We start from the raw sequence: 19,501 nt of genomic DNA on the forward strand, positions 1-19,501 counted from the left end.
TATGTTCGGCCTAGTCGATTGCAACAATTTCTACGTGAGCTGCGAGCGGGTTTTTCAGCCGCGCTACGAGGGTCGGCCGGTGGTTGTGCTCAGCAACAACGATGGCAACATCATCAGCCGCTCCGCTGAGGCAAAGGCCCTGGGCCTGCAAATGGGCGACCCTTATTTTCAGGTCAAGCCCTTGCTGCAACAACACAACGTGACCGTATTTTCGAGCAATTACGCCTTGTATGGCGATATGAGCCGGCGTGTCATGTGGTATCTCGGCCAATCGGCTCCCGGCGTTGAAATCTACTCCATTGACGAGGCATTTCTGGACCTGGCCGGAATGGAAAAGCACTTGGGGAGCCTGGATGCTTTCGCCCGTAAGATTCGGGCCGGGGTTAAGGCGCGAACGGGCATTCCGACCTGCGTTGGGGTTGCACCGACCAAAACCTTAGCCAAACTGGCGAACCGCATCGCTAAGAAAAACCCGGACCTGGGCGGGGTGCTCTACCTCGACAACGCGGACCGGCGGGCCTGGGCGCTGGGGCAAGTGGCCGTGGGCGACGTGTGGGGCATCGGGCGGCAGTACGCGGCCAAACTCACCGCGGCCGGCATCGACACGGCGGCGGACCTGGCCCGCGTATCCGATACCTGGGCGCGCAAACACCTGGGCGGCGTGGTCGGGGCGCGGCTGGTGCAGGAACTGCAAGGCCGGCCCTGCGCGGGGTTGCATCCATCGGAAGATGGCACCCTGGCCCGGCAAAGCATTAGTTGCTCCCGAACCTTTGGCCGGCCCCTGGCGGCATTTGCCGATGTGCAGGCCGCGGTGGCTTCGTTTCTGTCGCGGGCGGCGGAAAAACTGCGCCGGCAAAACGACACGGCCCATGTGCTGACGGTGTTTCTGAGCAAAAACCGCTTTGCTACCAACGTGCTCCCTCCTTTCTCGCGCTCGGCTACCCTAACCCTGCCTTCGGGGCCTACGGCCGATACGACGGTGCTCCTGAGCTATGCCCGCGCCATGCTCAGCCGGCTATGGGAGCCCGGCACGCTCTACCACAAGGCGGGGGTGGTGCTCGACGGATTGGAACCACCCGGTACCGGCCAGCAGCTTTCCTTGTTTGACTCCCCGGCACCGATACCGAACAAAAGGGAAGAAAAGTCGCTGCAGGCGGAGCGGCCCGGCCTGATGGCTAGCCTTGATGCTCTGAACCAACGCTTCGGGCGGGGCACCGTGCGCGTGGCCTCGGCGGTGCTGCCGCCTGCTACAGGGGGGCGGCCCGTTCGGGCACCCTGGGAGGGGAAGGCACAGTGGTGTTCACCGGCCTACACTACCAGGCTGGAAGATTTACTTATCGTGCGCTAGCGTGCATATCGCCGCTGTACGCCCCATGTGCTACTTTTAGCAGCCGCTGTTTGCACCGATTCTTTTTACAACCTCCCCTCTCATGCAAGAAGTCGAAGTTTTATTCATGGTTACCCGCAACGGCGGTGGCACCCGCGAGGAACGAATCAAAACCCGCGTTGATAGCTCGACGCTCAACGCTGCCTCGGGCGACGTGGGAAGGAGGAAGCTGGACGGATGGGCCAAGCAGTTCTTTCCAGCAGACAAGGAAGCGCGGGTACTCTATATGAAGCGCCTCTAATGAGCACGACCCACGTCTTTGGCATGGCAAAGTCCAGCCTCGACCTGCTGGGCGCCAAACGGCAGAAGCTGGAGTTGGACTTCCTGCGCCTGGTGTACGCCTGTCAGCACTATCAGGCCAACGGCTGTCAGGCCTTCGGCTACCTTGCGGTCACCTCGGCCGCGATTGAGCAGCAGGTGGCGAAGTGGGCGACAAAATACCTGGTCCCTCCCGGCCTGGTGCAGTTGGTCGTGCCCGCCCTCTCGGATGCGGAGCAACAATCGCTGCTGGCGGAAAAGGGCCGGAACCGGCTGGGCAATCTGGCTAAGGCCGATGCGGCGGTCCTGCTAAAAGACGCCGATGGCTCTTTTGGGCGGGATTTGCTGGAAGCAGCGCTGGAATCCTCCATCCTAAAACAACACACAGCCCTTCGGGGGAGCGCAGCCGTGGGGGGCTACCCGATGGGCGTGCAGTGGGACTATTACGGTTCCTATTAATGGCTATTCACCTTCATTTCCGGCACGCGCAGGGGCTCCCGATGGGCGAACCGCTGGCGGCGTGGGAATCGCCGCCATGCCTCGTTTTTCCTTCAGTCCATGCCTTGCAACAAGCGGCCGACGCGCAGGGCCTTAAGGAGCTATTCTATGACGGCCCGGATGCCCTATTCCCTGACTGTGCCCTTGGCAAGGCCAATTTCTGGGCGGATGCCGAAGAACTGGTCTGGGAACTGGCATGCGACCACACCGACGACCCGGAAGATGCCACAACGTGGCCAGCGGGGTATGCCCTGCTTCAATTCCTGACCTTTTGGCGCCTGGCGCTCAACGAAGACGGGGCTCACTTAGAACTGATTCACATTTAATCTTTCAACGCACGATGCCAACCGAATACTATGGGGGTGATGGCCCGCCAAGCCGCACCGTGGGCCACTTTGAGGTAAAATACACGGTCACGCTGCCTGATGGCCAGCGCACGAACCAGCAGCAATCCTTTACGGAGTATGGGAAGGCCGAAGAATTTTACGCAGGCCTCGATGACTCCGCATTTCTGTGGGACCAAACGGGGATGCCCGAACTGTGCGCGGGCAAAACGCGCATCGCTTACTACTCCGGCCTGCTGTGGAAGGGACGGGAGAATCATAATGGAGCGGTTCGCCGCACCGTAGCCGTGAAAACGGATGAGGCGGAAAGTGCGGCCCAGCTGCTAAATTATATCAGCAAGCAGTTGGGACTGAAGCTTGACTTGGCCAGCATCCGCGAAGTCGATGCGGCCGGGTATGAGCAGTACAGGATAAAGACGGAGTAGCCCTGCCATGTGGCCTTATCTGGTTGCGCTTTTACTCATTGGCCCTCCCCCGCCGCGCCCGGCACCTATCTACATCTGTCAGGGTTCGGCTTCCTATGCCTACCATGTGTCGTCCCGGTGTGAGGGCCTGGCATGGTGCACCCGCTCCGTCAAACCGATGACGCGGGCAGCAGCCGTCAAGTTGGGTCGCCGGCCCTGTGGGCGCTGCTCCTATGGGAAATAATCATGTTCGTTCACCATGCCGCTACATCCTCTCAATCCTTACCAGCCCCCCAAAAGCTCTCCCTTTATGAAGAATAAGCTACTCATTGCCTTGGGCATTCTCCTCGCAGTTATGGTCTTTACAAATCCTGCCGAAACGGAAATGCAGAGTAAAATAACCAACTCGGAGCTGGTCGGGGACCTGTCAATGGCCAGGGCAATGAAAAATGCCACACCGATGATGCTTAGCCTGAAAACGTACTACATGCCAGAGTTCAAACTCAACCGGGTTAATTTCCTCATTGGGTCACTCTACAATCTGAAGTACGGATGGCATGGCACCATAAACGGGGCTGGAATGCCGCTAAGCTTTCCGCTGAAAAACCCTACTGACACGGAACACAACTTCACCGGTGAGGCTACTTATCTGGGGGTGCTGGGGCAGCTTATCCCTGTCTCCCGGAACGAAAGCATGAACTACCAACCGCAGTAAAACATGCTTGACGCGCTGCTCATCCCCCGGCACCCCGACGAGGGTTGCCACGAGGCCCAGGTACAGTTGCTGACGCTGGAAGAAAACCTGCTGGAACGCGCCCGCCTGGCGCAGTTCCTGCGCTGGGGCAATGCCACGTATTGCTACTACCACCACCACGAAGCCGATGTAACGGAAGCCGATTATCTCGAATGGTTGGAAGGTTTACCCGCCAGGACGCAGGCAACGATGCGGGCGTTGGGGTACGAAGAGATGCGGGACTCGCTGCCACTGCGGCGCTACGTGTTGGAAAAGAACGACATTGGCATGAGCGATTTTCTGAAAATCCTGCTCTCGCCGTCCGACTGGCAAGCTTATCAGGCAAGCAGTGAAGCAACGGTTAGCCCCCTACTCGCGGGCATAGTCCCATTCAACTAACAGGAAATTCTCGGGCTGTAGGCCCATTTGCAAGCCCGCTTCCAACCAACGCGGCTGCGTAGCCCGGATGCGGTCTTTTTTAAGGCGTTTGAGTTCGGCAAATACAATGGCCTCACCGTTCCAGCCGACGACATCCCAACACCCCGAGTAGCTGTTGCCGTTGGCCTGCGCAATCTTTTGCAGCAGGTCCTGAATCCTGGGGTCAGTGATGGGCTCGTGCTGCTGGCCGGCCAGCCCGGCATCGACCCAGGTCGTGAAGTGGTGAGGTGTCATTGCGCCAGCCCCATAGGTTTCTACCCACCGGGCCTGCCAGCCGGATAGTCGCACCAACTCGTACACGCAGAGTTCCGCAAAAACCGGCCGGCCACCGAAGTCAATTAGTGGTTTGTTGCCGAAGGTGTTGCTGATGGGGGCACCAGCCCACCGGCGTAGCTGCAACTCAACTTTCGGAACGGTCACCTCCCGGCCATCGCTCATAAGGGCTTCCGTTGTGGTGGGCCTTAATAGGCTGGGATATGTCAAACTCATGGTACCAGGTGAAGGAATTTCGGTTCAAGGTTAGCCTACGCTGGGCTTAGTCAGTCCGCCAACGGCGGGCAGGACGGGGTTTTCCTACCCACATGCCATGCTCTTGCCGCAGGTATTGCAGGGCTTTCTGGTCAAACACCAAATCAAAGTAGGGGTCAAACTTTAACAGCCGGCCAAGCAACACCGGCTTCTCCCCGGGCGCGGCCTGCCGGTCGATGATAAGTGCTTCCACTGTCCGCGGCTGCAGGGTCTTGTGCAGACCCAATGCGACGACTGCCAATCCTTCTTTTGTTTTACCTAGAAAAAGTGGGGTGCTGAACCATTCATTTTCCTCCGAGCGCGACTTACGGTAGTTAGGGTATGGCGTATCGAAGCTGGTCATGGGAGGCCCATATGAAGGAAACGATGGATTACTAATCGGCTGGCTCCGTAGATTTACAGTGCTCGTAGGAGCGCTCCGAAAGCCCGACGCACTGTAATGGTGCGGCGGGCTTTCTTTTACTTTCTGTCTAGTGGTCGGGCGTGCACTGCATGGGATTACACCCAAGCCCTTTAGGCAATGTATACTGTGCAACTCATTCCGTTGCTGCTCTCAGCGCGCTAGAACACAAAGAGCCGCCCTTTCGAGCGGCTCTTTCAACCTGTTTGTACCGGCTGTTGCGCGTCTACCCCACGCTTCAGTGGTAAAACATGCTGCAAACATACTGCTGCAACCTTCTCCGCCAGTTGGGAGGGGCCTCTCAGAGGCACTTTACAATTTCTCCAACGGGGGCGTACCCTTCTTCGGTGACTGCCAGGATATCACCTTTATCAGCTCCGGTTTGTTTGACTAAGTGGTCCAGCGCACCGAGTTCGTCCACACCCTGCGGGAAGTCCCTTTCCGCAAGTTGAACCATCTGTGTCTCGCCATCCGGCATCGTGAGTAAAATCATATACACGATGAAGTATTCTTGTTCGTCCATGTCAAAACCTGGCTCCATAGGATTGGCGTTGAGGTCTTGTTGGTATTCGTGCCACATCTTCAGCCAGTACTCATCACGAACGAGCTTCTCCTCAAAAAGCACCTGCATACCAAGTTGCTCTATCATTTTCGCGAAGGCCTTCTTTGGACCAAAATCATATATTCGGCCTCCTAACGGCGTATTCTCATAGGAGTCTTGGCTCGCAAATCCTTTCACCGACAATTGACTTAACTGCTCGAAGTTCAACTGCTCGTAAGGCACGGCACTAAACTGCTCATACGCCAACGTATGGTAAGCCAAGTGCAGCATCAAAGAGAACTTATCATAGACCGAATTCACAAACAGACCGCCGTCCTCCTGAATGAGAGTATAGACCGGGACTTGTAAAATCGCGGCGATGCTCACGAGTTTATCGTAGGGCATCGTCGTGCTCCCGGACTCCAACTTGCTGTAGGTAGAGGGAGCCATGCAAAGCTTATCAGCCATGCTTTTTTGCTTGATGCCCCGCTTTTTCCGAAGGTTCTTGATGGTATTATGCAGTTCCATGGTGTGGCTTTTCAACAAAGGAGCAGAGCCACGAGCAAACCGCAGAAAATGTTCTTTTATTTCATCTGCTGCACTACTCCATAAGATGAGAGTAACGAGTTACCGAGTGGGTGAGCAGCAGACCACCAAGCTCTGTTTTAGTCCGGTTGAGTGTCGGTAATGCTTACACTCATTTCGTACCGGTCCGCCTCAGCCGGAGCGCCGCTGGGTGGGGTGATAACGATTTCGTAGCGGTCGGTGGCATATTCGGCATAAATCCGGGTGCGGGCCGCTTCTACGGCTTCTTCGGAGCTGCCAGCGCCGATTACGGTTACCGTTGTGGCGTGGGAGCCAGAACCGGGACTTTCAAAGAATACTTCCATCGTAGGAGAGAAAAGGAGGAAAAAATGGCAATGACTTGTGGCAAGTGTGCCCATATGGGCTTAGGCTTTTATTCTGATACTATTGGCCCAGTTGAATACTTAGAGGGCAAAACGAGCGCGGACATATGGATTGTAGGGCTTAATCCAAAACATGATATTGGCCACGTTGAGCAACGAACGCCAGCCGAGTTCGCGGCTTTCGACCCAGATTGCCATCCGTACTTCTGGGATTTCAGAAAAGTCTCCCCGGCTCTGTATGCCAATTGGAAAGGTCCCAACAGTCGCATCGCTCATACGGACTTGGTGAAATGCTTCTCTCCTAGCTTTCCGGCCGTCGTGTTAGTCAATGGCTCTCCAACAGAAGTTGACAGTAAGCAAGTTGTGACTAATTGCAGCACGCATCTACTGGAACAGATTCGCCGGTTCAGGCCCAAAGTGATTATTTGTAATGGTGCGCCGGTATGTTACACCGTCATGGGGTTCTTTCCTCCTAATAACGAAGCGCAGACTAATCGTGCTACCTCCTACAAATACGAACTTGACCTGGGGAATGGCTCGAAGCATTCCCTTTGGCTTGTGTTCTCGGGATTCATTGGAAGAATAGACAATTGGAACAGAAGAAGGCTAGGGGTTGAGATTGAGGACATACTGGCGAGTGAAGGAATCGAATTGCATTCGGGCACAAGCAGCTACTCATAACCTTTGAGAAAGGTAAGCTGCTCCTGAAACGCAGCCAGTGCCTCGGCCGATGGCAAAACAAAGCGGTGGATTTTGCTACCGGGGGGGTACTGAAGCAATCCGGTTGGTAAGGCTAGACAGTTAAGTACCCGTTGTAGAAAGCGGGGTTGCGGGCCTTTCAGGGTGTTGTTTTTCAGGCCAACAACATTGGTGTAAGTTAGCTGCTGCGCGTCGCAAAAGGACTTTACGTTCCCACTACCAAGCATTTTCAAGCGGCCCTGGGCATAGCGTAGTGCGTCGTCATAGGGCACCGATAAACGCAGGTCCGGCAGGGTGAGCGGCGCTACTTCTTGCCGGCATTCTTCCTTTTCCATGCTTTATAGCTGTTTAATGTAGGCTATCAGAGGTGCGAGATAAGTTGGGAGCCACTCCGGGTAGACTTTGTGACATAAGTAGCCAAAGCTGATGCTGCCGCCCAGCATCAGCACCCAAATGATTCGCTCCATACGGCGGGCATAGGCTAATTCTTTTTGAATGTCTTGGTCCGTCACCTGGCCGCGCTGGTAAGCTGCTCTTAGGTTCAGGTCAGTTTGGCAAAGGGCTGCCGAATTCTCAAGCAGCTGCTCTAGCAGCTTGTCGGGCATTTCGGGGTTGGAATTCATAAGCAAGGGTACTAACGCATGATTAGGGGCGGTGCTGGGAACTGGGCTTGTACCCAATCTCCGAAAAGCCAGGCCAAGCCAAAAATGGCTGTAGTGCCGCCGATGATGATGGCGGCCACTGCGCGGTTGTACCGTTTCTGGTCCTGGGCCAGCTTTGGGAGTGCTTGGCGTAGCAGTTCTTCCCCGCGACGGCTGGCCGCGTAAAGCGTCTGGCTTAACGGGTCTGTGGCGAGGGGAAGCGGTGGTAAAGGCCGGTGTTGCCGGCGACGAGGCAGGAATCTCATGCGGCGTAGGGCAATGCACGCCACGCCGGCGCGGGAGCCTGGCCGCTGCTCAGCTGCTGCACCAGCGTATCGACTTCCTCCGGGCTGAGCATATCCCGGCGCGGGCCTAGAAACCGGATGCCATCGAACAAGTCCCGCTCCCCGCTCACAAAGCGCACGGCATACACGTTTTCGTAGTTGCCAGTGTAAGCGTAGCGGGTGAAGAGCGTAAGGGCCTGGGGGTCGATGTTGTACTCCTGGCAAATTTTGGCGGCCAGTGTTACCTGGCACTGCGCGAGGCCGGCCGCGCCACCTTCGGCCAATTCGGTTGCAACGGCCCATCCCTGCTCGGGATGAACGACCAACTCGCAACGGGTCGGGGCCTGCTTCACGTCGTCGTATAGATGGAATGGCAGTGCATGAGTAACGCCGGCCAGCGTGACTAAGCTGTTCATAGGAAAGGAAAGTAAGTGGTAGGGAAAGGCAGATTTAGGGGAGGGGTACAAGCCAGCCCTGACGCTGAAAACGCTCGCGCAGTTCGCCGGCCGACGTGTCCTCCCCGATGAATTGCAGCCACTCAGCTACGGTAGTCAGGTCCGGGGCTTCGGCCAGAAACTCGTTTGGGGTGTTGAGCGCAGTGGCCGCGGCAAGACGCTGCTCCGGGTCGGGGTAGCGCAGCAGCAGCTCGGCCATCTGATATAGCATCCCCCGGACGCCTGGCTTTGGCGGAGTTGATTCAAAGGGAATATCCATCAGGCCGGGCGCTGGAAGGAATAGGGATTAGTGTTGCCGGGAAGGCCGGCCGGGCTGCGAGGCCGGAATTTCGCTGGGGTTCTGCATCTGGTAAACGGCCAACTGAAAGACCTGCTCCAAGTCCAGTTTGGCCAGCACGGCCAGCCGCTGCAATTCGTCCAGCGTGGCGGTCTCTGGCTTCTGCATCCGAAGCGTGAGCGTCCGGTAAACGACGCCTAATTCCTGGGCGACTTCCGTCCGCGGGCCTAGCGCATGGATTAGCTCAGCCAATGTATGGCAGGCTACCGGGCCGGGGCTGGTCGGTTGAAGGAGTGGCATAACTTGAATGCTGGGGACCGTCGGGGCTTTGGGGCTTTTCATGGGAGCAAAAGAAGGCTGCTTTTTTGTCAACATTACGGCTTACCGTAAAAAATGACAATTTGATGCCCTCACATTGCTCAATTCAAACAAGGCCGACACGTCGTAGCAGACTATCTGGTGGCCGTCCGGCTCGGTGATACGGTCGAGGAATACCAGCATGTGGCCTTGCTGCGTCTGGCGCTCGCCGGCCCACTGCAGGATGGCAAAAGTTGAAAAACCACCTTTTATAAGCCAAGGCCAAGCTATTGGCTAGGGCTGCTCGGACCAAGGGGCACTTGGTCAGGAATGGGCAAACTGTCCTCGGTGCGAATGCTGGGGCGCGGGCCGGTAGGGATAATTGGCTCGTACCAGTCGCGGTAGGCCGTGTTAAGCCGGTTGGCAACGATGGCCAGCCGCTCGGGGGTACCCTCGCGCTTCAGCCAGATATGGGAGCTGCCGCAAACGACCTGGTAGCCCTCGCCCATCAACCCGCGGATGTAGGGCGCCAGCGCCCGCAAATCGTCCTGGCGGGTGTGGGCCTGCACGTACTTGCGAACGGCCATCAGACGCTCCTTCTCGGCCGCGTCGGCGGGTTGTATCTCAATAGCTAGGTAGGCTTCCTGGTGGTATGTGCTCATAGGGAAAAGAACAAAAGGGAAAAAAGGGACTGGGGAATTAGAGTAGAAGTAAGGAGTACTGCCCGCCTTGTTCCTCGCGGGTCCGGCGCAGGCCCTCCTGGGCTATCGGGCGGGCCGCTTTTACCAGCTTTAGCAGCGCCTCGTAAGCTTCGGGCGTGTCGATTAGCATACCCATGTGCTCCGCTACTTCCTCGGCCAGCACTTCGCTGTTGATGCCTTTGCCTAGTTGCTGCATCAGGGCCTCGACGTCGGCAATGGCGGCTATCACCTGGTTGCGGTACTGGTTCCACATCGGGCTTTGAATGGTCGGGGCTTCGCTGGCTTTCATAGCGGGAGCAGATTACTTGACGGCCCATTGCAAGGCCTGCCTTGTGGGTAAAAATTCGAGTTCGGCGTCCTAGCGCTGGGCGCTGGCGTAGGCTTTGCCCTGGCTGAGTACCACCGCCTGGGCGCTGTGAATGGGGGCTTGGTCCTGGACCCGAAAAAAATGGCCGGCGTGGTATGGGTTGTAGCTGATGGGCTCTGTGGCTGTGGGCTGCGGAGCGCTACGGAAGGTTCCGATGGCATAGGCGTGAACATTGCGCTGGCGCTGGGTAAGGACGCGCTGCCGGCCGGTTTCCGTCACTTTGAACACTACTCCGGTCAGTTGCACCGTGGCAAGGTGGGCCACTACCAGCCCCGCGAACTGCACCGAAAACAGGCCCTTGTATTTCAGGTTGCGGTACACCTTCACTTGCTGGCCTTCTAGGTCGATGGAAAGGGCTCGGGGGGCTTTCATGGCGCGGCGCTTAGAGGTGGGTATCGTAGCCGGTAACCGACGTAAAGAGGGCTTGCAGGTCATCGCCGTACACCATCTCAAAAACTTGCTCGTGGCTGATTACCGGCTCCCAATCGACGAGCACCTGGCGGTAAAATTCCACTTTGTAGGTGTCGGAGGGCATGAGCGTAATTTTCATACGGTTGACCTGGGCTTGGTTCTTCCGCAAATTCATGCGAAGCCAAGGGTTCGGGTTGCTGTCTGACCGACCAGCTGCCATCAGCTTATCGGCTCCGGTCATCATCAGAAACTTATTGCCGCCAAGCTGCTGCAAAATGATATAAGCTTCTTCTACTACTTCGGGCTTCGGGGCTGGGGCGTTGCTCATAGAAAAGGGCTTTTTGATGCGTTGCTGATACTTATTAAACGCAAAAGGGCGTATTTATGTTGCTTTTTTAGCAATAATAATATTATTTTTTTGGCAATAAATTGGCATGAAAATGACTTTTTCCCTCTTGTAGTTTTTGTAATTGCATTCTCCTTTTGTCCCCGGGCCTGCCCCGCCCGGCTCGGGGCCGGGCAGGTGCCGTCGCTCCTAGTAGGATTGTAGCCAGCTTAGCTCAGCCGCGTAAAATTGGCGGTCTGTCTCGTCGGCCAGTGGCTCGGCAACGGTCAGTTCCAGGCCCTCGGCCGTGTTGGTCAGCGTGGGCGTGTGGCCCTGGGCAGTCAGCGCCTCGGCAAAGCGTTCCAGGTCGCCAAAGCTGCTATCACTGGTGACGCTGTGGATGCCCTTGTTCTGGCCGTAGCTGGCCTGCATCGCGTGGCGCTGGCGGTGGTGCCAGTCGTAGAAGGCAGCGAACTGCTGGGCCAAGCTGGGGACCTCGCGCAAGTCGAGCGAGTTAAGGAAGAAGCCGTAAGCCGGCGAGTAGCTGCGGCGCTCACTGATGTACTTGGCCCCGTAGCTCATGCGGTAAAGCTTGCCGCTCTCGTCTATGGTCGTGGGCTGCCGGTGATACTCGTACATATCCTCCTGGCTGTTGTAGTGGCCGCTAATGAAAGGGGCGTACACCTGCTCCACCTGCTTGCGGCTCGGTCCATCGATGTAGGCAATATCAACGCTGGTGCCGTTGGCGAAGCTGTCCGATGTTACGCTGAATTTCACCCCTGGGAATGCTTTTTTCAGGGCCTCCCGGATGAGCTGCGCGGTGCCGGCGACGGTGTAGCTGCGCCAGGTAACCTCGTCCTCCTGGCGGTCATGGTAAGGAGCGCGCACCGTCTTGTGTTCCTCGGCCCGGCGCTGGGCCACTTGGCCAGCCAGGGTCAGTGCCTCAATGATTCGCTGCTCGGCCTGCGCCTCGTCTTTGGCGCTGTAGTACTTAGCCGGCTTGCTCTGCTTGCCATAAAACACGGCATAGGAAAAAGAGCCGGCCCGCTCCCGCACGTAGCCAACGGCTACCGTGTCGGCTACTTCCTCCACCCGAACCTGCCGGGCGTTTTCGGTAAAGTACTGGCGAAGATGGTCGAGGGTTTGGGAGGTGCGTTTCATAGCTAAAGCATTGTTTTTGTGATTGTTACTTATAGTATTTAAACGCAAAACACCCCCTTATTGTTGCTTTTTTAGCAATATTATTTACATTATTTTCTGCTGATAAAAAGTCGTTTTTGGCATAGCCGTTGATTTTTTCCCTTTTGTTCTTCTGAGCTGGTTGGGGCACTAATCACCCGGCTAGGTAGGGTAGCAAGCACGCCTGCAGCGAGGCAGTATTTCGGTGCTTTATTCCTTTGGTTCGCGGTAGGGATGGGAAGGGAGCGACCAGCGGGAGTTGTCCGTCAGGACCGGAGCGCAGCGCAGCCCTGGACAGCCCGGCCACCCGCCCAATTGTCTTCCAACTGCCTTGCTGTGGGCGTCCACTCCTCTAACTAGGAGGTTTTATAAGTCCAACCCGATGCTCTTCTGGTCAGAGGCGTTTAGCGTTTTGAGCCAACGGCAATGGGCACTGATGGAGAATGGACCAGCAGTAGTCCGAGTTGCGAAACCCTGCCTGGTTCACCTAAATAGGATTCTGAATCGAAAGAGGAGGAATTATAAGTCCCTTTTGCTTGACGTGGGGCCAATCTAAGTAGGAGGTTTTATAAGCCAGACGATATGAATTGTCTGCTTAAGAGGGGTAGTGCCTCCCTAAGTAGGAGGTTTTATAAGCCATAAGGGCGTTCTCACCTGTCGGGGAGTAGTTTCTGCAGTTCTAAGTAGGAGGTTTTATCAGTCAAAAAGGAGGCAATAATGCCGTCAGTTAGAAGCGCTCTGGGTCGGGGTCATAGCATATCTTTGAGTGGCTAAGGGGCATCCAGGAGTGTTGTATTAGTAAAATAGTAATAAATAGTAGAAAAGTGCAATCCCGGTTTGTGCTATTATAAACCCTCCCTTTTTGTTGTTTTTTCGTTCTGCCGCCCACCTTCTATACTTAAATGCTTTTTTAGAGGGGGCATCATCAAGCTTGTGGTATTTTAAGTATTTAACAGTATTTGTAGGGCGGCGTAACAGCTTATTTACCAAATACTTATAGTACATAACTAGGAGGTTTTATAAGCCAATCAGGAGGTTTTATAAGCTGAACAGGAGGTTTTATAAGCTAAGTAGGAGGTTTTATAAGTTGAAGCAGGAGGTTTTATAAGCTAAGTAGGAGAAATTTTTACTTCCCTCCTACTTGGTTTTTTTGACGTATGTTTGAGACGTCGAACCTTCCCTCGCTGCTATGTCTACCACTGCTGCTGAAACTGTTGCCTCTGTCCAGGTGCGACAACATAATGCCATCACCAACGCACGCTATGAAATGAGCGCTTGCGAGATGGACATTGTCTTTGCCTTACTCTCCAAACTAAGCAGTAACGATAAGCCCGGCACGATGTACTTGGTACGGGTTCGCGAGCTGGAGCTTCTGACGGGACGCCAGTGGAACTACAAGCAACTGCTAGATTCGACTGAGCAGCTCAACAGCCGCATCTACCATATCGAGGATAAGGCCAAAGTGCTACAAATAAGTCTGCTGGCTTCGGCCGAGTACTTGAAAGGCAAAGGGGTAATTGAGCTGGAAATCTCGGAGAAGATGCGTCCCTACCTCATCGACCTGAAAAGCAACTTTACTAGCTACCACCTGCAAGCGGCTCTGAGCCTGACGAGCAAATTTGCGAAGCGTATCTATCAGTTGGTTTCGCAATGGAAAGACGTAGGGCACACGAAAACCTACACCCTGGATGAGTTTAAGTACATGCTCAACCTGAAGGACCCGAAAGGAAAAGAGCCGGAGCAATACGTCGCCATCGCCAACTTTCAGCGTGACGTGCTGAAGGTAGCCATCAATCAAATAAACGAGCACACCGATTTACGGGTCAGCTACGAGCTGTTGAAGTCGAGCCGTGCCTATGACCGGATTAAGTTTTATGTCAACGCGCAAGAGCCTAAGCAACTGCTGATACCCTTTGAGTTGCCGGCCGATGATGCCAAAGCCCAAATGGCCAGCAAGCACCTAGAGTCGTTGGGCATTGTCGAGCCCAAATTGGTGCAGGAGATTTTGCAGAGCCCCAAGCATACAGAAGCCCTTTTCGGCTTCATTTATAAACTCAAAACCGATAAAATCAAGGCCGACAAGAACCCTGGAGGGCTTTTCCTGAAAATGCAAGGGCTCCGATAGTCAGTCTGGCCAGTAAGCAGGCCTACGCGGCATTGTCGGTATTCCTTTTGTTCGGCCCGTCCCGTTCGCAGCATCAAACTTTAGCCAAGGCCACTTTGGCCGCATGGTGCTGAACAAGAATTTGATTTGGAGGAGGCCCTAGAGGGAGTATTTAAGGCTAAAGGTCCCGTACTTTTAGCTGCAAAAACCCCTCGCACAACTTTTAAAATGGTTAAGCTAGCTTTCTGTAATCTGCTACTACTACTGCTCTCTATCAGTTTTTGTGCATCTGCACAGCATCAACTTGGGGCCGAACAAACCAAACGATTCAGCATTGCCTACCAAGTCAATGACCTGCTTGGCACCAAGGAGGTAGATGTTGCAGAGCAAGTCATAGATTCTCTATGTCTTGCTCATGCTAACGACCAAGAGCTTGTGGGCGTTATCAGAGTCAGTATGATGGACTGGCTCAGGTATGGCCTTGGTTAAAAGTTTGGTACAAAGGTTAAACGAGGAATTGGAAATTGTCTCCCAATTAAATGTATACAAGGCTTCTACGTCATAACAGAGGGCTTTCCAAGGTTTCACCGCAGCAGTTAAACTGGTCTTGCCGGTTGCACAGCTGCCAGCTTACAAGCAAGCCGTTATCATCTCTGGCATGCTGCTGAGTTGCTGGCCTGAAGTCCAGATGCAGTCAGAGTCCCAATGAAGGCCGAACAGGTCAACAAGGTGGGGCCTAGAAGCGACACCGGTGGCCCCACTTTCTGGCTCCATTTTCTGCTACTCAACCGCCACTGATTAATGGGGGCCAGCAAGGTGTACCTTTCTGGTTCCCCGCAGCCGCAGTTAGCGGGCGTCGGCATGCCTCTACACCAAGCTGCCAAACAGCTACCCGTTATACTTTTGTACTAAACTTTTAACCAAGACCAATAGCTTGTCTTGTTTGGAGTAGCCTTCGGCCCGCAATGGAGCAATGACCTCCTGCATGACTACTACGTCGGCTCGCGCACATCCACCAGGCGTACGGGCTGCTGGCGGCCGCGCAGCGTTATCTGCCCCAACTCCCGCAGTTCGTAGGCGGGCAGGTTGCCCAGCCGCTCCCGCAGCTCCTGCGACACCAGCAGGCGGCTGCCCAACGCGTTGCATTCGGCCTGAATACGGGCGGTGGTGTTGAGCGCGTCGCCGTGGTAGACCAACTCGCTTTTAATGTCGCCCACCTGCGTGGCCATGACGCGGCCGAGGTGGGCGCCGGCCTTGAATTCGGGCACCACGCCGTAGCGGCGGCGGTAGTACGCCTGCCGCGCCGCAATGACGCGGGTGAAGGCAAAAAAGCACTCCAGACAGCGCGCGTGCGCCGCTCCCACGGCCGTGGGCCAGGTCAGCACGGCTTCGTCCCCGACGTATTGGTAAATCTCGCCCCGGCTGGCGACCACCGGCGCGCTCAGGTCCAGGAAAAAGTCGCTGATGAACTGGCTGTAGCGTTCTTCCCCCAGCTGTTCGGCCAGGCCGGTGGAGTTTTTGACGTCGAGAAACAAAAAGATGCGGTGCTCGGCCACGGGCTTCAGGTAGCGGCCCGTCAGCAGCCCCAGCAGCACCCGCGGGCCGATTTTGCGGCTGACCTGGTAGGCGAGAATGGTAGCCAGCAAGCTCAAGCCATACAAAGCGAGCATTTGCGCAAACGCCCCCGTGCCCACCGTAAAACGGGCAGCCGAGGCCGTCGCGAGCCGGGCCGTCGCGTCCGTCGCCCCTTGCTGGAGCCACGTTACCACCCCGCGGCCCGCCACCACAAAACCGGCCGAGAGCACCAGGTGCAGGCCCAGGGCCAGGCCGACGGTCACCAACAGGGGCTGGCGCGCCAGAAACCGCGGCAGCACCCGCACCTCCAGCACCCCAATCAACAGGCCTACCGGATAGCCCACCAGCAGAACCACGACCCCACGCAGCACGCTCGGACCGCTGATTAAAGCCGCCCCGATTTCCAGCAGCGCCATGAACAGCAGGGCCACGCTGGCTTCGGCCCGAAAGCGGTAACGGTCCAGCGCCGAGGGCCGGGGCAATTGGGGCAGCAGGGGGGCGGTGAACATGAGAGAATAGGCGAAAAGGGTGGGGCAAGCCGGAGCAGGCCGATACAGACTTTTTGGTGCCCGATTCAGGCCGCCCGGGGCAGGTGCCGGCGTACGCAGGCCACCACGTCGCCGAGGGTAGCAAGGGCGGCTACTTCCGCGTTCGGCAGGTCCAGCCCGAACTCCGTTTCGAGGTCGAGCGCCAGCTCCTGCCGGTCAAGCGAACTCAGGTGCAGGTCTTCGGTTAGGCGTAAGCCGGCTTGCCAACGGCGGTGCCCGACCAGCACGTGGCGCAACGCCCGGGCAATGCGCCGCCGGACCGTGCGGCGGGGCGCCAACGGGGTTGAACGGCCTGTCATGGTAAGGCTCAGCAGTTCGGGGCGTAGGGAATCAGGAGTGTGCATGGGTAGCACTGGCTGAAGGCCGTCAGGGGGCCGTGCGCTTGAACGTGAGGGTGCGGGTCATCAGCAGCACGCGGCCCTGCACGCGCAGGGTGTTGGCATCGTCGAGCCAGGCGGTGGCCGGAATGTGCTTGCCGAACCGGGAGGCGTAGAGCGTGCCGCCGGTGAACTTGCCTTCGCCGGGGTTCCAGCGCAGGTTCCAGAACATGTCGGTGCCGACGATGTCGCGGCCGCGCAGGCGGAGGTCGGGGTTCTGCGTGTCCTTGGGAGGCACCCCAGGCCCTATCACCAGAATGGTGGCGCGCCACCGGCCGGCGTGCTGGCTGACCTGAATTTTGTACTGCCCTTCATCGTGCAGCCAGATGCCCGCTGGGTTGGGTGCCTGGACCGAGGCGGCGGCCAGGGGCCAGGCCGTGGCTGCCAGCAGGAGCGCGGCCCGGTAGCCCGCCTGCGCGGGCGATAAAAGCAAAGCCATAAGGGTTGGATGGGGTATGTGGTGGAACAGAAGGTTAGCCAGTTGCTAGCCCGATGTTTTGCGGTAGCGCCACACGGCCAGCGTGTTCACCACCACAGCCATGCCTAGCAGCGTGAGTACGGGCGTGAGCACATCGCGCAGGGTGCTGCCCTTGAGCAGGATGCGCCGGGCAATGTCGATGATGTAGAGGAGCGGGTTAAGGCGGTCGATGGCCCGCGCCCAGGCCGGCATGTACTCGGTGGGCGTGAACAGCCCGCAGAGCAGGATGAAGATTATCAGGAAGAAAAACGACACGAACAGGGCCTGCTGCTGGGTTTGGCTGACTGAGGAAATGAGCAGTCCCAAGCCCAGTGGCACTGCCAGAAATACGGCCATGATGCCGTAGAGCAGCGGCACGCTGCCCACCATGGGCACGTGAAACAGGAAGCGCGCGAGCAGCAGTCCGATGGTGAACTGGTACAAGCCCGCCACCCAGAACGGCAGCAGCTTGCCCAGGATAAACTGCCACTTGCGGATGGGCGTCACGTTGAGCTGCTCGATGGTGCCGATTTCCTTTTCGCGCACGATGTTGAGCGTGGCCACCATCATCACAATCAGGCTGATGATTTCGACCAGAATGCCGGGCACCATGAAGGTTTTGTAGTTGAGCAGCGGGTTGTACCAGTAAGCCGGCACCACTTCCAGGCCGCGCACCTCGCTCACGGTGGCCGCTACCGTGGCCGGGCGGCCCTCGCCCTGGTAGGCCTGCACGATGCTGCTGGCGTAGGAGCTGGCCAGGCCGGCCTTCACGTTGTCGAGGGCATTGACCAGCAGCTGCACCCGCGCCCGGCCGCCGCGCACCAGGTCGCGCTCAAACTGCGGGGGAATAACCAGCACCAGGTCGGCGCGGCCATCGAGCAGGTCCTGCTCGGCAGCCCGGCTGGTGGGACGCGTCTGCACCAGCCGGAAGTAGGGCGTGTACTGAAACTGGTTGAGCAGGCGGCGTGCGGCCGGGCTGTGGTCCTGGTCGACCACGGCCAGGTTGAGGTTCTTGATTTCGTAGTTGGCCGCGAACGAGAGCAGCACCAGCTGCATGATGGGCGCCACCAGCAGCAGCCCCAGCAGCGAGCGGTTGCGCCGCAGCTGCCGCACTTCTTTTTCCAGCAAAAACCAGACGGTACGCATAGGCGGTGAGGGGTAAGATGGGGAGGTTAATTTGATGTTTTGGCTGGGTCAGGGGGTGAGGCTCACGGCAGGCGCGTAGCAGCCTATTCCCCCACTAGGCCAGCCGGTTTTTCAGCGAGCCCAGCGCCAGCAGGAGCAGCCCGCCGGCCATGCCCGCGAGCACGGCCGTTTCGCGCCACAGCTCGCGCAGGCCCAAGCCTTTTATCATGATGCCTTTCAGAATGACGATGTAGTAACGCGCCGGAATGATGCGCGAGACCGTTTGCAGGGGCAGCGGCATGCTTTCGAGGGGAAACAGAAAGCCGCTGAGAATGAGCGTGGGCAGTAGCAGACTCAGCATGGAGGTGAGCATGGCCGTTTGCTGCGAGGCGGCGCGGGTTGAAATCAGCACGCCCAGCGTGAGGGCCACCAGAATGTAGAGCAGCGTCTCGGCCAGCAGCAGGGCCAGGCTGCCGCGCTGCGGGATGTCGAGCACCCACACGCCGAGCGCCAGGATGATGAGCCCGTTGATAAACGAGAGCAGGAAGTAGGGCAGAATCTTGCCGATGATGATGGGCAACTGCCGCATGGGCGAGACGAGCAGCACTTCCATGGTGCCCGTCTCCTTCTCGCGGGCAATGGTGATGCTCGTGAGCATGGCCGAGACCAGCAGCAGAATCAGGGCCATCGTACCCGGCACGAAGGTGTAGGCGGCCTTCAGGCCGGGGTTGAAGTAGAGCCGGGCGACGGCCTCCACGCGCGGGCCCGCGCCGGCCGGGCGCTTGGTGTGTTCCTGCTCGTAGGTTTTGATGATGGCCGTGGCGTAGTTCACTAAGCTGACCGCCGTGTTCTGGTCCGAGGCATCGGCCACGAGCTGCACCTGGGCGTGGCCCAGGTGGTCGAGGTCGCGGGAGAAGCCCACCGGAAAGACGACGGCCAGCTTCACGTGGCCCTGGCGGAAGGCGGCGGCCACGTCGGGGTAGCTGGTGGCGTAGTCGCGCAGCCCGAAGTAGCCCGACGAAAACAGCCGGTGCTGCACCTGCTGCGCGTGCTGGCCCTTGTCAAAGTCGAGCACCGCCACGTCGGCGTTCTTGATTTCGTTGGTCAGCGCGAAGCCGAACAGCGTGACCAGGGCCACGGGCATGCCGAAGAGAATGAGCAGCGTGCGCGGGTCGCGGAAAATGTGGTAGAACTCTTTCCGCACGAACATCAGGAAGGATTTCATGGCTGTTTTTTAGTT

General features: G+C 57.4%; 28 protein-coding genes. 9 read left to right on the forward strand and 19 right to left on the reverse strand.

The window, feature by feature from the left end; genetic code table 11:
• Nucleotide 1 precedes the first annotated feature (1 nt).
• The 7 genes from FDY95_RS24135 (at nt 2) to FDY95_RS24165 (ending at nt 4,023) form a co-directional block, all read left to right on the forward strand.
• A complete protein-coding gene (locus FDY95_RS24135) occupies nt 2-1,348 on the forward strand; it encodes a Y-family DNA polymerase (protein ID WP_138081973.1) in 1,347 nt (448 codons plus the stop codon).
• Between the two features lie 82 nt (nt 1,349-1,430).
• Nucleotides 1,431-1,628, forward strand: coding sequence for a hypothetical protein (locus FDY95_RS24140; protein WP_138081975.1), 198 nt, complete (start codon nt 1,431-1,433; stop codon nt 1,626-1,628).
• On the forward strand, nt 1,628-2,104 hold the full coding sequence (locus FDY95_RS24145) for a hypothetical protein (protein ID WP_138081977.1): 477 nt from the start codon (nt 1,628-1,630) through the stop codon (nt 2,102-2,104). The genes FDY95_RS24140 and FDY95_RS24145 overlap by 1 nt, the downstream gene beginning before the upstream one ends.
• Nucleotides 2,104-2,469 carry a hypothetical protein gene (locus FDY95_RS24150; protein WP_138081979.1) on the forward strand — a complete coding sequence of 122 codons (366 nt, stop codon included), beginning with the start codon at nt 2,104-2,106 and terminating at the stop codon, nt 2,467-2,469. The genes FDY95_RS24145 and FDY95_RS24150 overlap by 1 nt, the downstream gene beginning before the upstream one ends.
• Nucleotides 2,470-2,483: 14 nt before the next feature.
• Entirely contained in the window at nt 2,484-2,912 is a 429-nt protein-coding gene (locus FDY95_RS24155) for a hypothetical protein (RefSeq protein WP_138081981.1), read from the forward strand.
• Nucleotides 2,913-3,201: 289 nt separating this feature from the next.
• Nucleotides 3,202-3,606 (forward strand): hypothetical protein, encoded by a 405-nt coding sequence (locus FDY95_RS24160; protein ID WP_138081983.1) that lies wholly within the window; start codon nt 3,202-3,204, stop codon nt 3,604-3,606.
• Between the two features lie 3 nt (nt 3,607-3,609).
• Entirely contained in the window at nt 3,610-4,023 is a 414-nt protein-coding gene (locus FDY95_RS24165; RefSeq protein ID WP_138081985.1) for a hypothetical protein, read from the forward strand.
• Here FDY95_RS24165 and FDY95_RS24170 read toward each other — a convergent pair.
• The 4 genes from FDY95_RS24170 to FDY95_RS26495 form a co-directional block, all read right to left on the reverse strand.
• On the reverse strand, nt 3,994-4,551 hold the full coding sequence (locus FDY95_RS24170; RefSeq protein ID WP_138081987.1) for a hypothetical protein: 558 nt from the start codon (nt 4,549-4,551) through the stop codon (nt 3,994-3,996). The genes FDY95_RS24165 and FDY95_RS24170 overlap by 30 nt on opposite strands.
• Nucleotides 4,552-4,597: 46 nt before the next feature.
• Nucleotides 4,598-4,933, reverse strand: coding sequence for a hypothetical protein (locus FDY95_RS24175; protein WP_138081989.1), 336 nt, complete (start codon nt 4,931-4,933; stop codon nt 4,598-4,600).
• A gap of 358 nt (nt 4,934-5,291) precedes the next feature.
• A complete protein-coding gene (locus FDY95_RS24180) occupies nt 5,292-6,074 on the reverse strand; it encodes a helix-turn-helix domain-containing protein (RefSeq protein WP_138081991.1) in 783 nt (260 codons plus the stop codon).
• A 122-nt stretch (nt 6,075-6,196) separates the two neighbouring features.
• Nucleotides 6,197-6,421 (reverse strand): hypothetical protein, encoded by a 225-nt coding sequence (locus tag FDY95_RS26495; RefSeq protein ID WP_171025835.1) that lies wholly within the window; start codon nt 6,419-6,421, stop codon nt 6,197-6,199.
• Between the two features lie 54 nt (nt 6,422-6,475).
• On the opposite strand from FDY95_RS26495, the gene FDY95_RS27175 reads away from it, so the two are divergent.
• Entirely contained in the window at nt 6,476-7,120 is a 645-nt protein-coding gene (locus FDY95_RS27175; protein WP_394348402.1) for a uracil-DNA glycosylase family protein, read from the forward strand.
• Here FDY95_RS27175 and FDY95_RS24190 read toward each other — a convergent pair.
• From FDY95_RS24190 to FDY95_RS24230, 10 genes are all read right to left on the reverse strand, one after another.
• Nucleotides 7,111-7,473 (reverse strand): hypothetical protein, encoded by a 363-nt coding sequence (locus FDY95_RS24190; protein ID WP_138081995.1) that lies wholly within the window; start codon nt 7,471-7,473, stop codon nt 7,111-7,113. The two genes, FDY95_RS27175 and FDY95_RS24190, sit on opposite strands and share 10 nt — an antisense overlap.
• Before the next feature lie 3 nt (nt 7,474-7,476).
• Nucleotides 7,477-7,761: a hypothetical protein gene (locus tag FDY95_RS24195; RefSeq protein ID WP_138081997.1), complete on the reverse strand. Its 285-nt coding sequence runs from the start codon at nt 7,759-7,761 to the stop codon at nt 7,477-7,479.
• Between the two features lie 280 nt (nt 7,762-8,041).
• A complete protein-coding gene (locus tag FDY95_RS24200) occupies nt 8,042-8,479 on the reverse strand; it encodes a hypothetical protein (RefSeq protein WP_138081999.1) in 438 nt (145 codons plus the stop codon).
• A 34-nt stretch (nt 8,480-8,513) separates the two neighbouring features.
• On the reverse strand, nt 8,514-8,717 hold the full coding sequence (locus FDY95_RS24205) for a hypothetical protein (RefSeq protein ID WP_138082001.1): 204 nt from the start codon (nt 8,715-8,717) through the stop codon (nt 8,514-8,516).
• An 87-nt stretch (nt 8,718-8,804) separates the two neighbouring features.
• Complete coding sequence (locus FDY95_RS26505; RefSeq protein ID WP_171025837.1) at nt 8,805-8,963, reverse strand: hypothetical protein; 159 nt, start codon at nt 8,961-8,963, stop codon at nt 8,805-8,807.
• 416 nt (nt 8,964-9,379) lie between these two features.
• Complete coding sequence (locus FDY95_RS24210) at nt 9,380-9,754, reverse strand: hypothetical protein (RefSeq protein WP_138082003.1); 375 nt, start codon at nt 9,752-9,754, stop codon at nt 9,380-9,382.
• A 37-nt stretch (nt 9,755-9,791) separates the two neighbouring features.
• Nucleotides 9,792-10,082: a hypothetical protein gene (locus FDY95_RS24215; protein ID WP_138082005.1), complete on the reverse strand. Its 291-nt coding sequence runs from the start codon at nt 10,080-10,082 to the stop codon at nt 9,792-9,794.
• A gap of 69 nt (nt 10,083-10,151) precedes the next feature.
• On the reverse strand, nt 10,152-10,532 hold the full coding sequence (locus FDY95_RS24220; protein ID WP_138082007.1) for a hypothetical protein: 381 nt from the start codon (nt 10,530-10,532) through the stop codon (nt 10,152-10,154).
• 10 nt (nt 10,533-10,542) lie between these two features.
• The gene (locus FDY95_RS24225; protein ID WP_138082009.1) at nt 10,543-10,899 is read right to left on the reverse strand and encodes a hypothetical protein; all 357 of its coding nucleotides are present in this window, start codon (nt 10,897-10,899) and stop codon (nt 10,543-10,545) included.
• Nucleotides 10,900-11,106: 207 nt separating this feature from the next.
• Complete coding sequence (locus FDY95_RS24230; protein WP_138082011.1) at nt 11,107-12,057, reverse strand: LPD29 domain-containing protein; 951 nt, start codon at nt 12,055-12,057, stop codon at nt 11,107-11,109.
• 1,207 nt (nt 12,058-13,264) lie between these two features.
• Between FDY95_RS24230 and FDY95_RS24235 the strand changes: the two genes are divergently transcribed.
• The gene (locus FDY95_RS24235; RefSeq protein WP_138082013.1) at nt 13,265-14,200 is read left to right on the forward strand and encodes a replication initiation protein; all 936 of its coding nucleotides are present in this window, start codon (nt 13,265-13,267) and stop codon (nt 14,198-14,200) included.
• A gap of 971 nt (nt 14,201-15,171) precedes the next feature.
• Here FDY95_RS24235 and FDY95_RS24240 read toward each other — a convergent pair.
• From FDY95_RS24240 to FDY95_RS24260, 5 genes are all read right to left on the reverse strand, one after another.
• A complete protein-coding gene (locus tag FDY95_RS24240; RefSeq protein ID WP_138082015.1) occupies nt 15,172-16,263 on the reverse strand; it encodes an adenylate/guanylate cyclase domain-containing protein in 1,092 nt (363 codons plus the stop codon).
• A gap of 65 nt (nt 16,264-16,328) precedes the next feature.
• Nucleotides 16,329-16,646 carry an acyl carrier protein gene (locus tag FDY95_RS24245; protein WP_138082017.1) on the reverse strand — a complete coding sequence of 106 codons (318 nt, stop codon included), beginning with the start codon at nt 16,644-16,646 and terminating at the stop codon, nt 16,329-16,331.
• A gap of 22 nt (nt 16,647-16,668) precedes the next feature.
• Nucleotides 16,669-17,118: a DUF2147 domain-containing protein gene (locus FDY95_RS24250; protein WP_138082019.1), complete on the reverse strand. Its 450-nt coding sequence runs from the start codon at nt 17,116-17,118 to the stop codon at nt 16,669-16,671.
• A gap of 45 nt (nt 17,119-17,163) precedes the next feature.
• Entirely contained in the window at nt 17,164-18,282 is a 1,119-nt protein-coding gene (locus FDY95_RS24255; RefSeq protein ID WP_138082021.1) for an ABC transporter permease, read from the reverse strand.
• 94 nt (nt 18,283-18,376) lie between these two features.
• Nucleotides 18,377-19,486, reverse strand: coding sequence for an ABC transporter permease (locus tag FDY95_RS24260; RefSeq protein ID WP_138082023.1), 1,110 nt, complete (start codon nt 19,484-19,486; stop codon nt 18,377-18,379).
• Nucleotides 19,487-19,501: the final 15 nt, after the last annotated feature.

The sequence above is a fragment of the Hymenobacter jeollabukensis genome, assembly GCF_005771675.1.
Classification (GTDB): domain Bacteria; phylum Bacteroidota; class Bacteroidia; order Cytophagales; family Hymenobacteraceae; genus Solirubrum; species Solirubrum jeollabukense.

Coding starts and splice junctions, on each gene's coding strand:
- FDY95_RS24135 (WP_138081973.1), top strand. CDS start 2: ATGTTCGGCCTAGTCGATTGCAACAATTTCTACGTGAGCTGCGAGCGG.
- FDY95_RS24140 (WP_138081975.1), top strand. CDS start 1,431: ATGCAAGAAGTCGAAGTTTTATTCATGGTTACCCGCAACGGCGGTGGC.
- FDY95_RS24145 (WP_138081977.1), top strand. CDS start 1,628: ATGAGCACGACCCACGTCTTTGGCATGGCAAAGTCCAGCCTCGACCTG.
- FDY95_RS24150 (WP_138081979.1), top strand. CDS start 2,104: ATGGCTATTCACCTTCATTTCCGGCACGCGCAGGGGCTCCCGATGGGC.
- FDY95_RS24155 (WP_138081981.1), top strand. CDS start 2,484: ATGCCAACCGAATACTATGGGGGTGATGGCCCGCCAAGCCGCACCGTG.
- FDY95_RS24160 (WP_138081983.1), top strand. CDS start 3,202: ATGAAGAATAAGCTACTCATTGCCTTGGGCATTCTCCTCGCAGTTATG.
- FDY95_RS24165 (WP_138081985.1), top strand. CDS start 3,610: ATGCTTGACGCGCTGCTCATCCCCCGGCACCCCGACGAGGGTTGCCAC.
- FDY95_RS24170 (WP_138081987.1), bottom strand. CDS start 4,551: ATGAGTTTGACATATCCCAGCCTATTAAGGCCCACCACAACGGAAGCC.
- FDY95_RS24175 (WP_138081989.1), bottom strand. CDS start 4,933: ATGACCAGCTTCGATACGCCATACCCTAACTACCGTAAGTCGCGCTCG.
- FDY95_RS26495 (WP_171025835.1), bottom strand. CDS start 6,421: ATGGAAGTATTCTTTGAAAGTCCCGGTTCTGGCTCCCACGCCACAACG.
- FDY95_RS27175 (WP_394348402.1), top strand. CDS start 6,476: ATGGGCTTAGGCTTTTATTCTGATACTATTGGCCCAGTTGAATACTTA.
- FDY95_RS24190 (WP_138081995.1), bottom strand. CDS start 7,473: ATGGAAAAGGAAGAATGCCGGCAAGAAGTAGCGCCGCTCACCCTGCCG.
- FDY95_RS24195 (WP_138081997.1), bottom strand. CDS start 7,761: ATGAATTCCAACCCCGAAATGCCCGACAAGCTGCTAGAGCAGCTGCTT.
- FDY95_RS24200 (WP_138081999.1), bottom strand. CDS start 8,479: ATGAACAGCTTAGTCACGCTGGCCGGCGTTACTCATGCACTGCCATTC.
- FDY95_RS24205 (WP_138082001.1), bottom strand. CDS start 8,717: ATGGCCGAGCTGCTGCTGCGCTACCCCGACCCGGAGCAGCGTCTTGCC.
- FDY95_RS26505 (WP_171025837.1), bottom strand. CDS start 8,963: ATGCAGAAGCCAGAGACCGCCACGCTGGACGAATTGCAGCGGCTGGCC.
- FDY95_RS24210 (WP_138082003.1), bottom strand. CDS start 9,754: ATGAGCACATACCACCAGGAAGCCTACCTAGCTATTGAGATACAACCC.
- FDY95_RS24215 (WP_138082005.1), bottom strand. CDS start 10,082: ATGAAAGCCAGCGAAGCCCCGACCATTCAAAGCCCGATGTGGAACCAG.
- FDY95_RS24220 (WP_138082007.1), bottom strand. CDS start 10,532: ATGAAAGCCCCCCGAGCCCTTTCCATCGACCTAGAAGGCCAGCAAGTG.
- FDY95_RS24225 (WP_138082009.1), bottom strand. CDS start 10,899: ATGAGCAACGCCCCAGCCCCGAAGCCCGAAGTAGTAGAAGAAGCTTAT.
- FDY95_RS24230 (WP_138082011.1), bottom strand. CDS start 12,057: ATGAAACGCACCTCCCAAACCCTCGACCATCTTCGCCAGTACTTTACC.
- FDY95_RS24235 (WP_138082013.1), top strand. CDS start 13,265: ATGTCTACCACTGCTGCTGAAACTGTTGCCTCTGTCCAGGTGCGACAA.
- FDY95_RS24240 (WP_138082015.1), bottom strand. CDS start 16,263: ATGTTCACCGCCCCCCTGCTGCCCCAATTGCCCCGGCCCTCGGCGCTG.
- FDY95_RS24245 (WP_138082017.1), bottom strand. CDS start 16,646: ATGCACACTCCTGATTCCCTACGCCCCGAACTGCTGAGCCTTACCATG.
- FDY95_RS24250 (WP_138082019.1), bottom strand. CDS start 17,118: ATGGCTTTGCTTTTATCGCCCGCGCAGGCGGGCTACCGGGCCGCGCTC.
- FDY95_RS24255 (WP_138082021.1), bottom strand. CDS start 18,282: ATGCGTACCGTCTGGTTTTTGCTGGAAAAAGAAGTGCGGCAGCTGCGG.
- FDY95_RS24260 (WP_138082023.1), bottom strand. CDS start 19,486: ATGAAATCCTTCCTGATGTTCGTGCGGAAAGAGTTCTACCACATTTTC.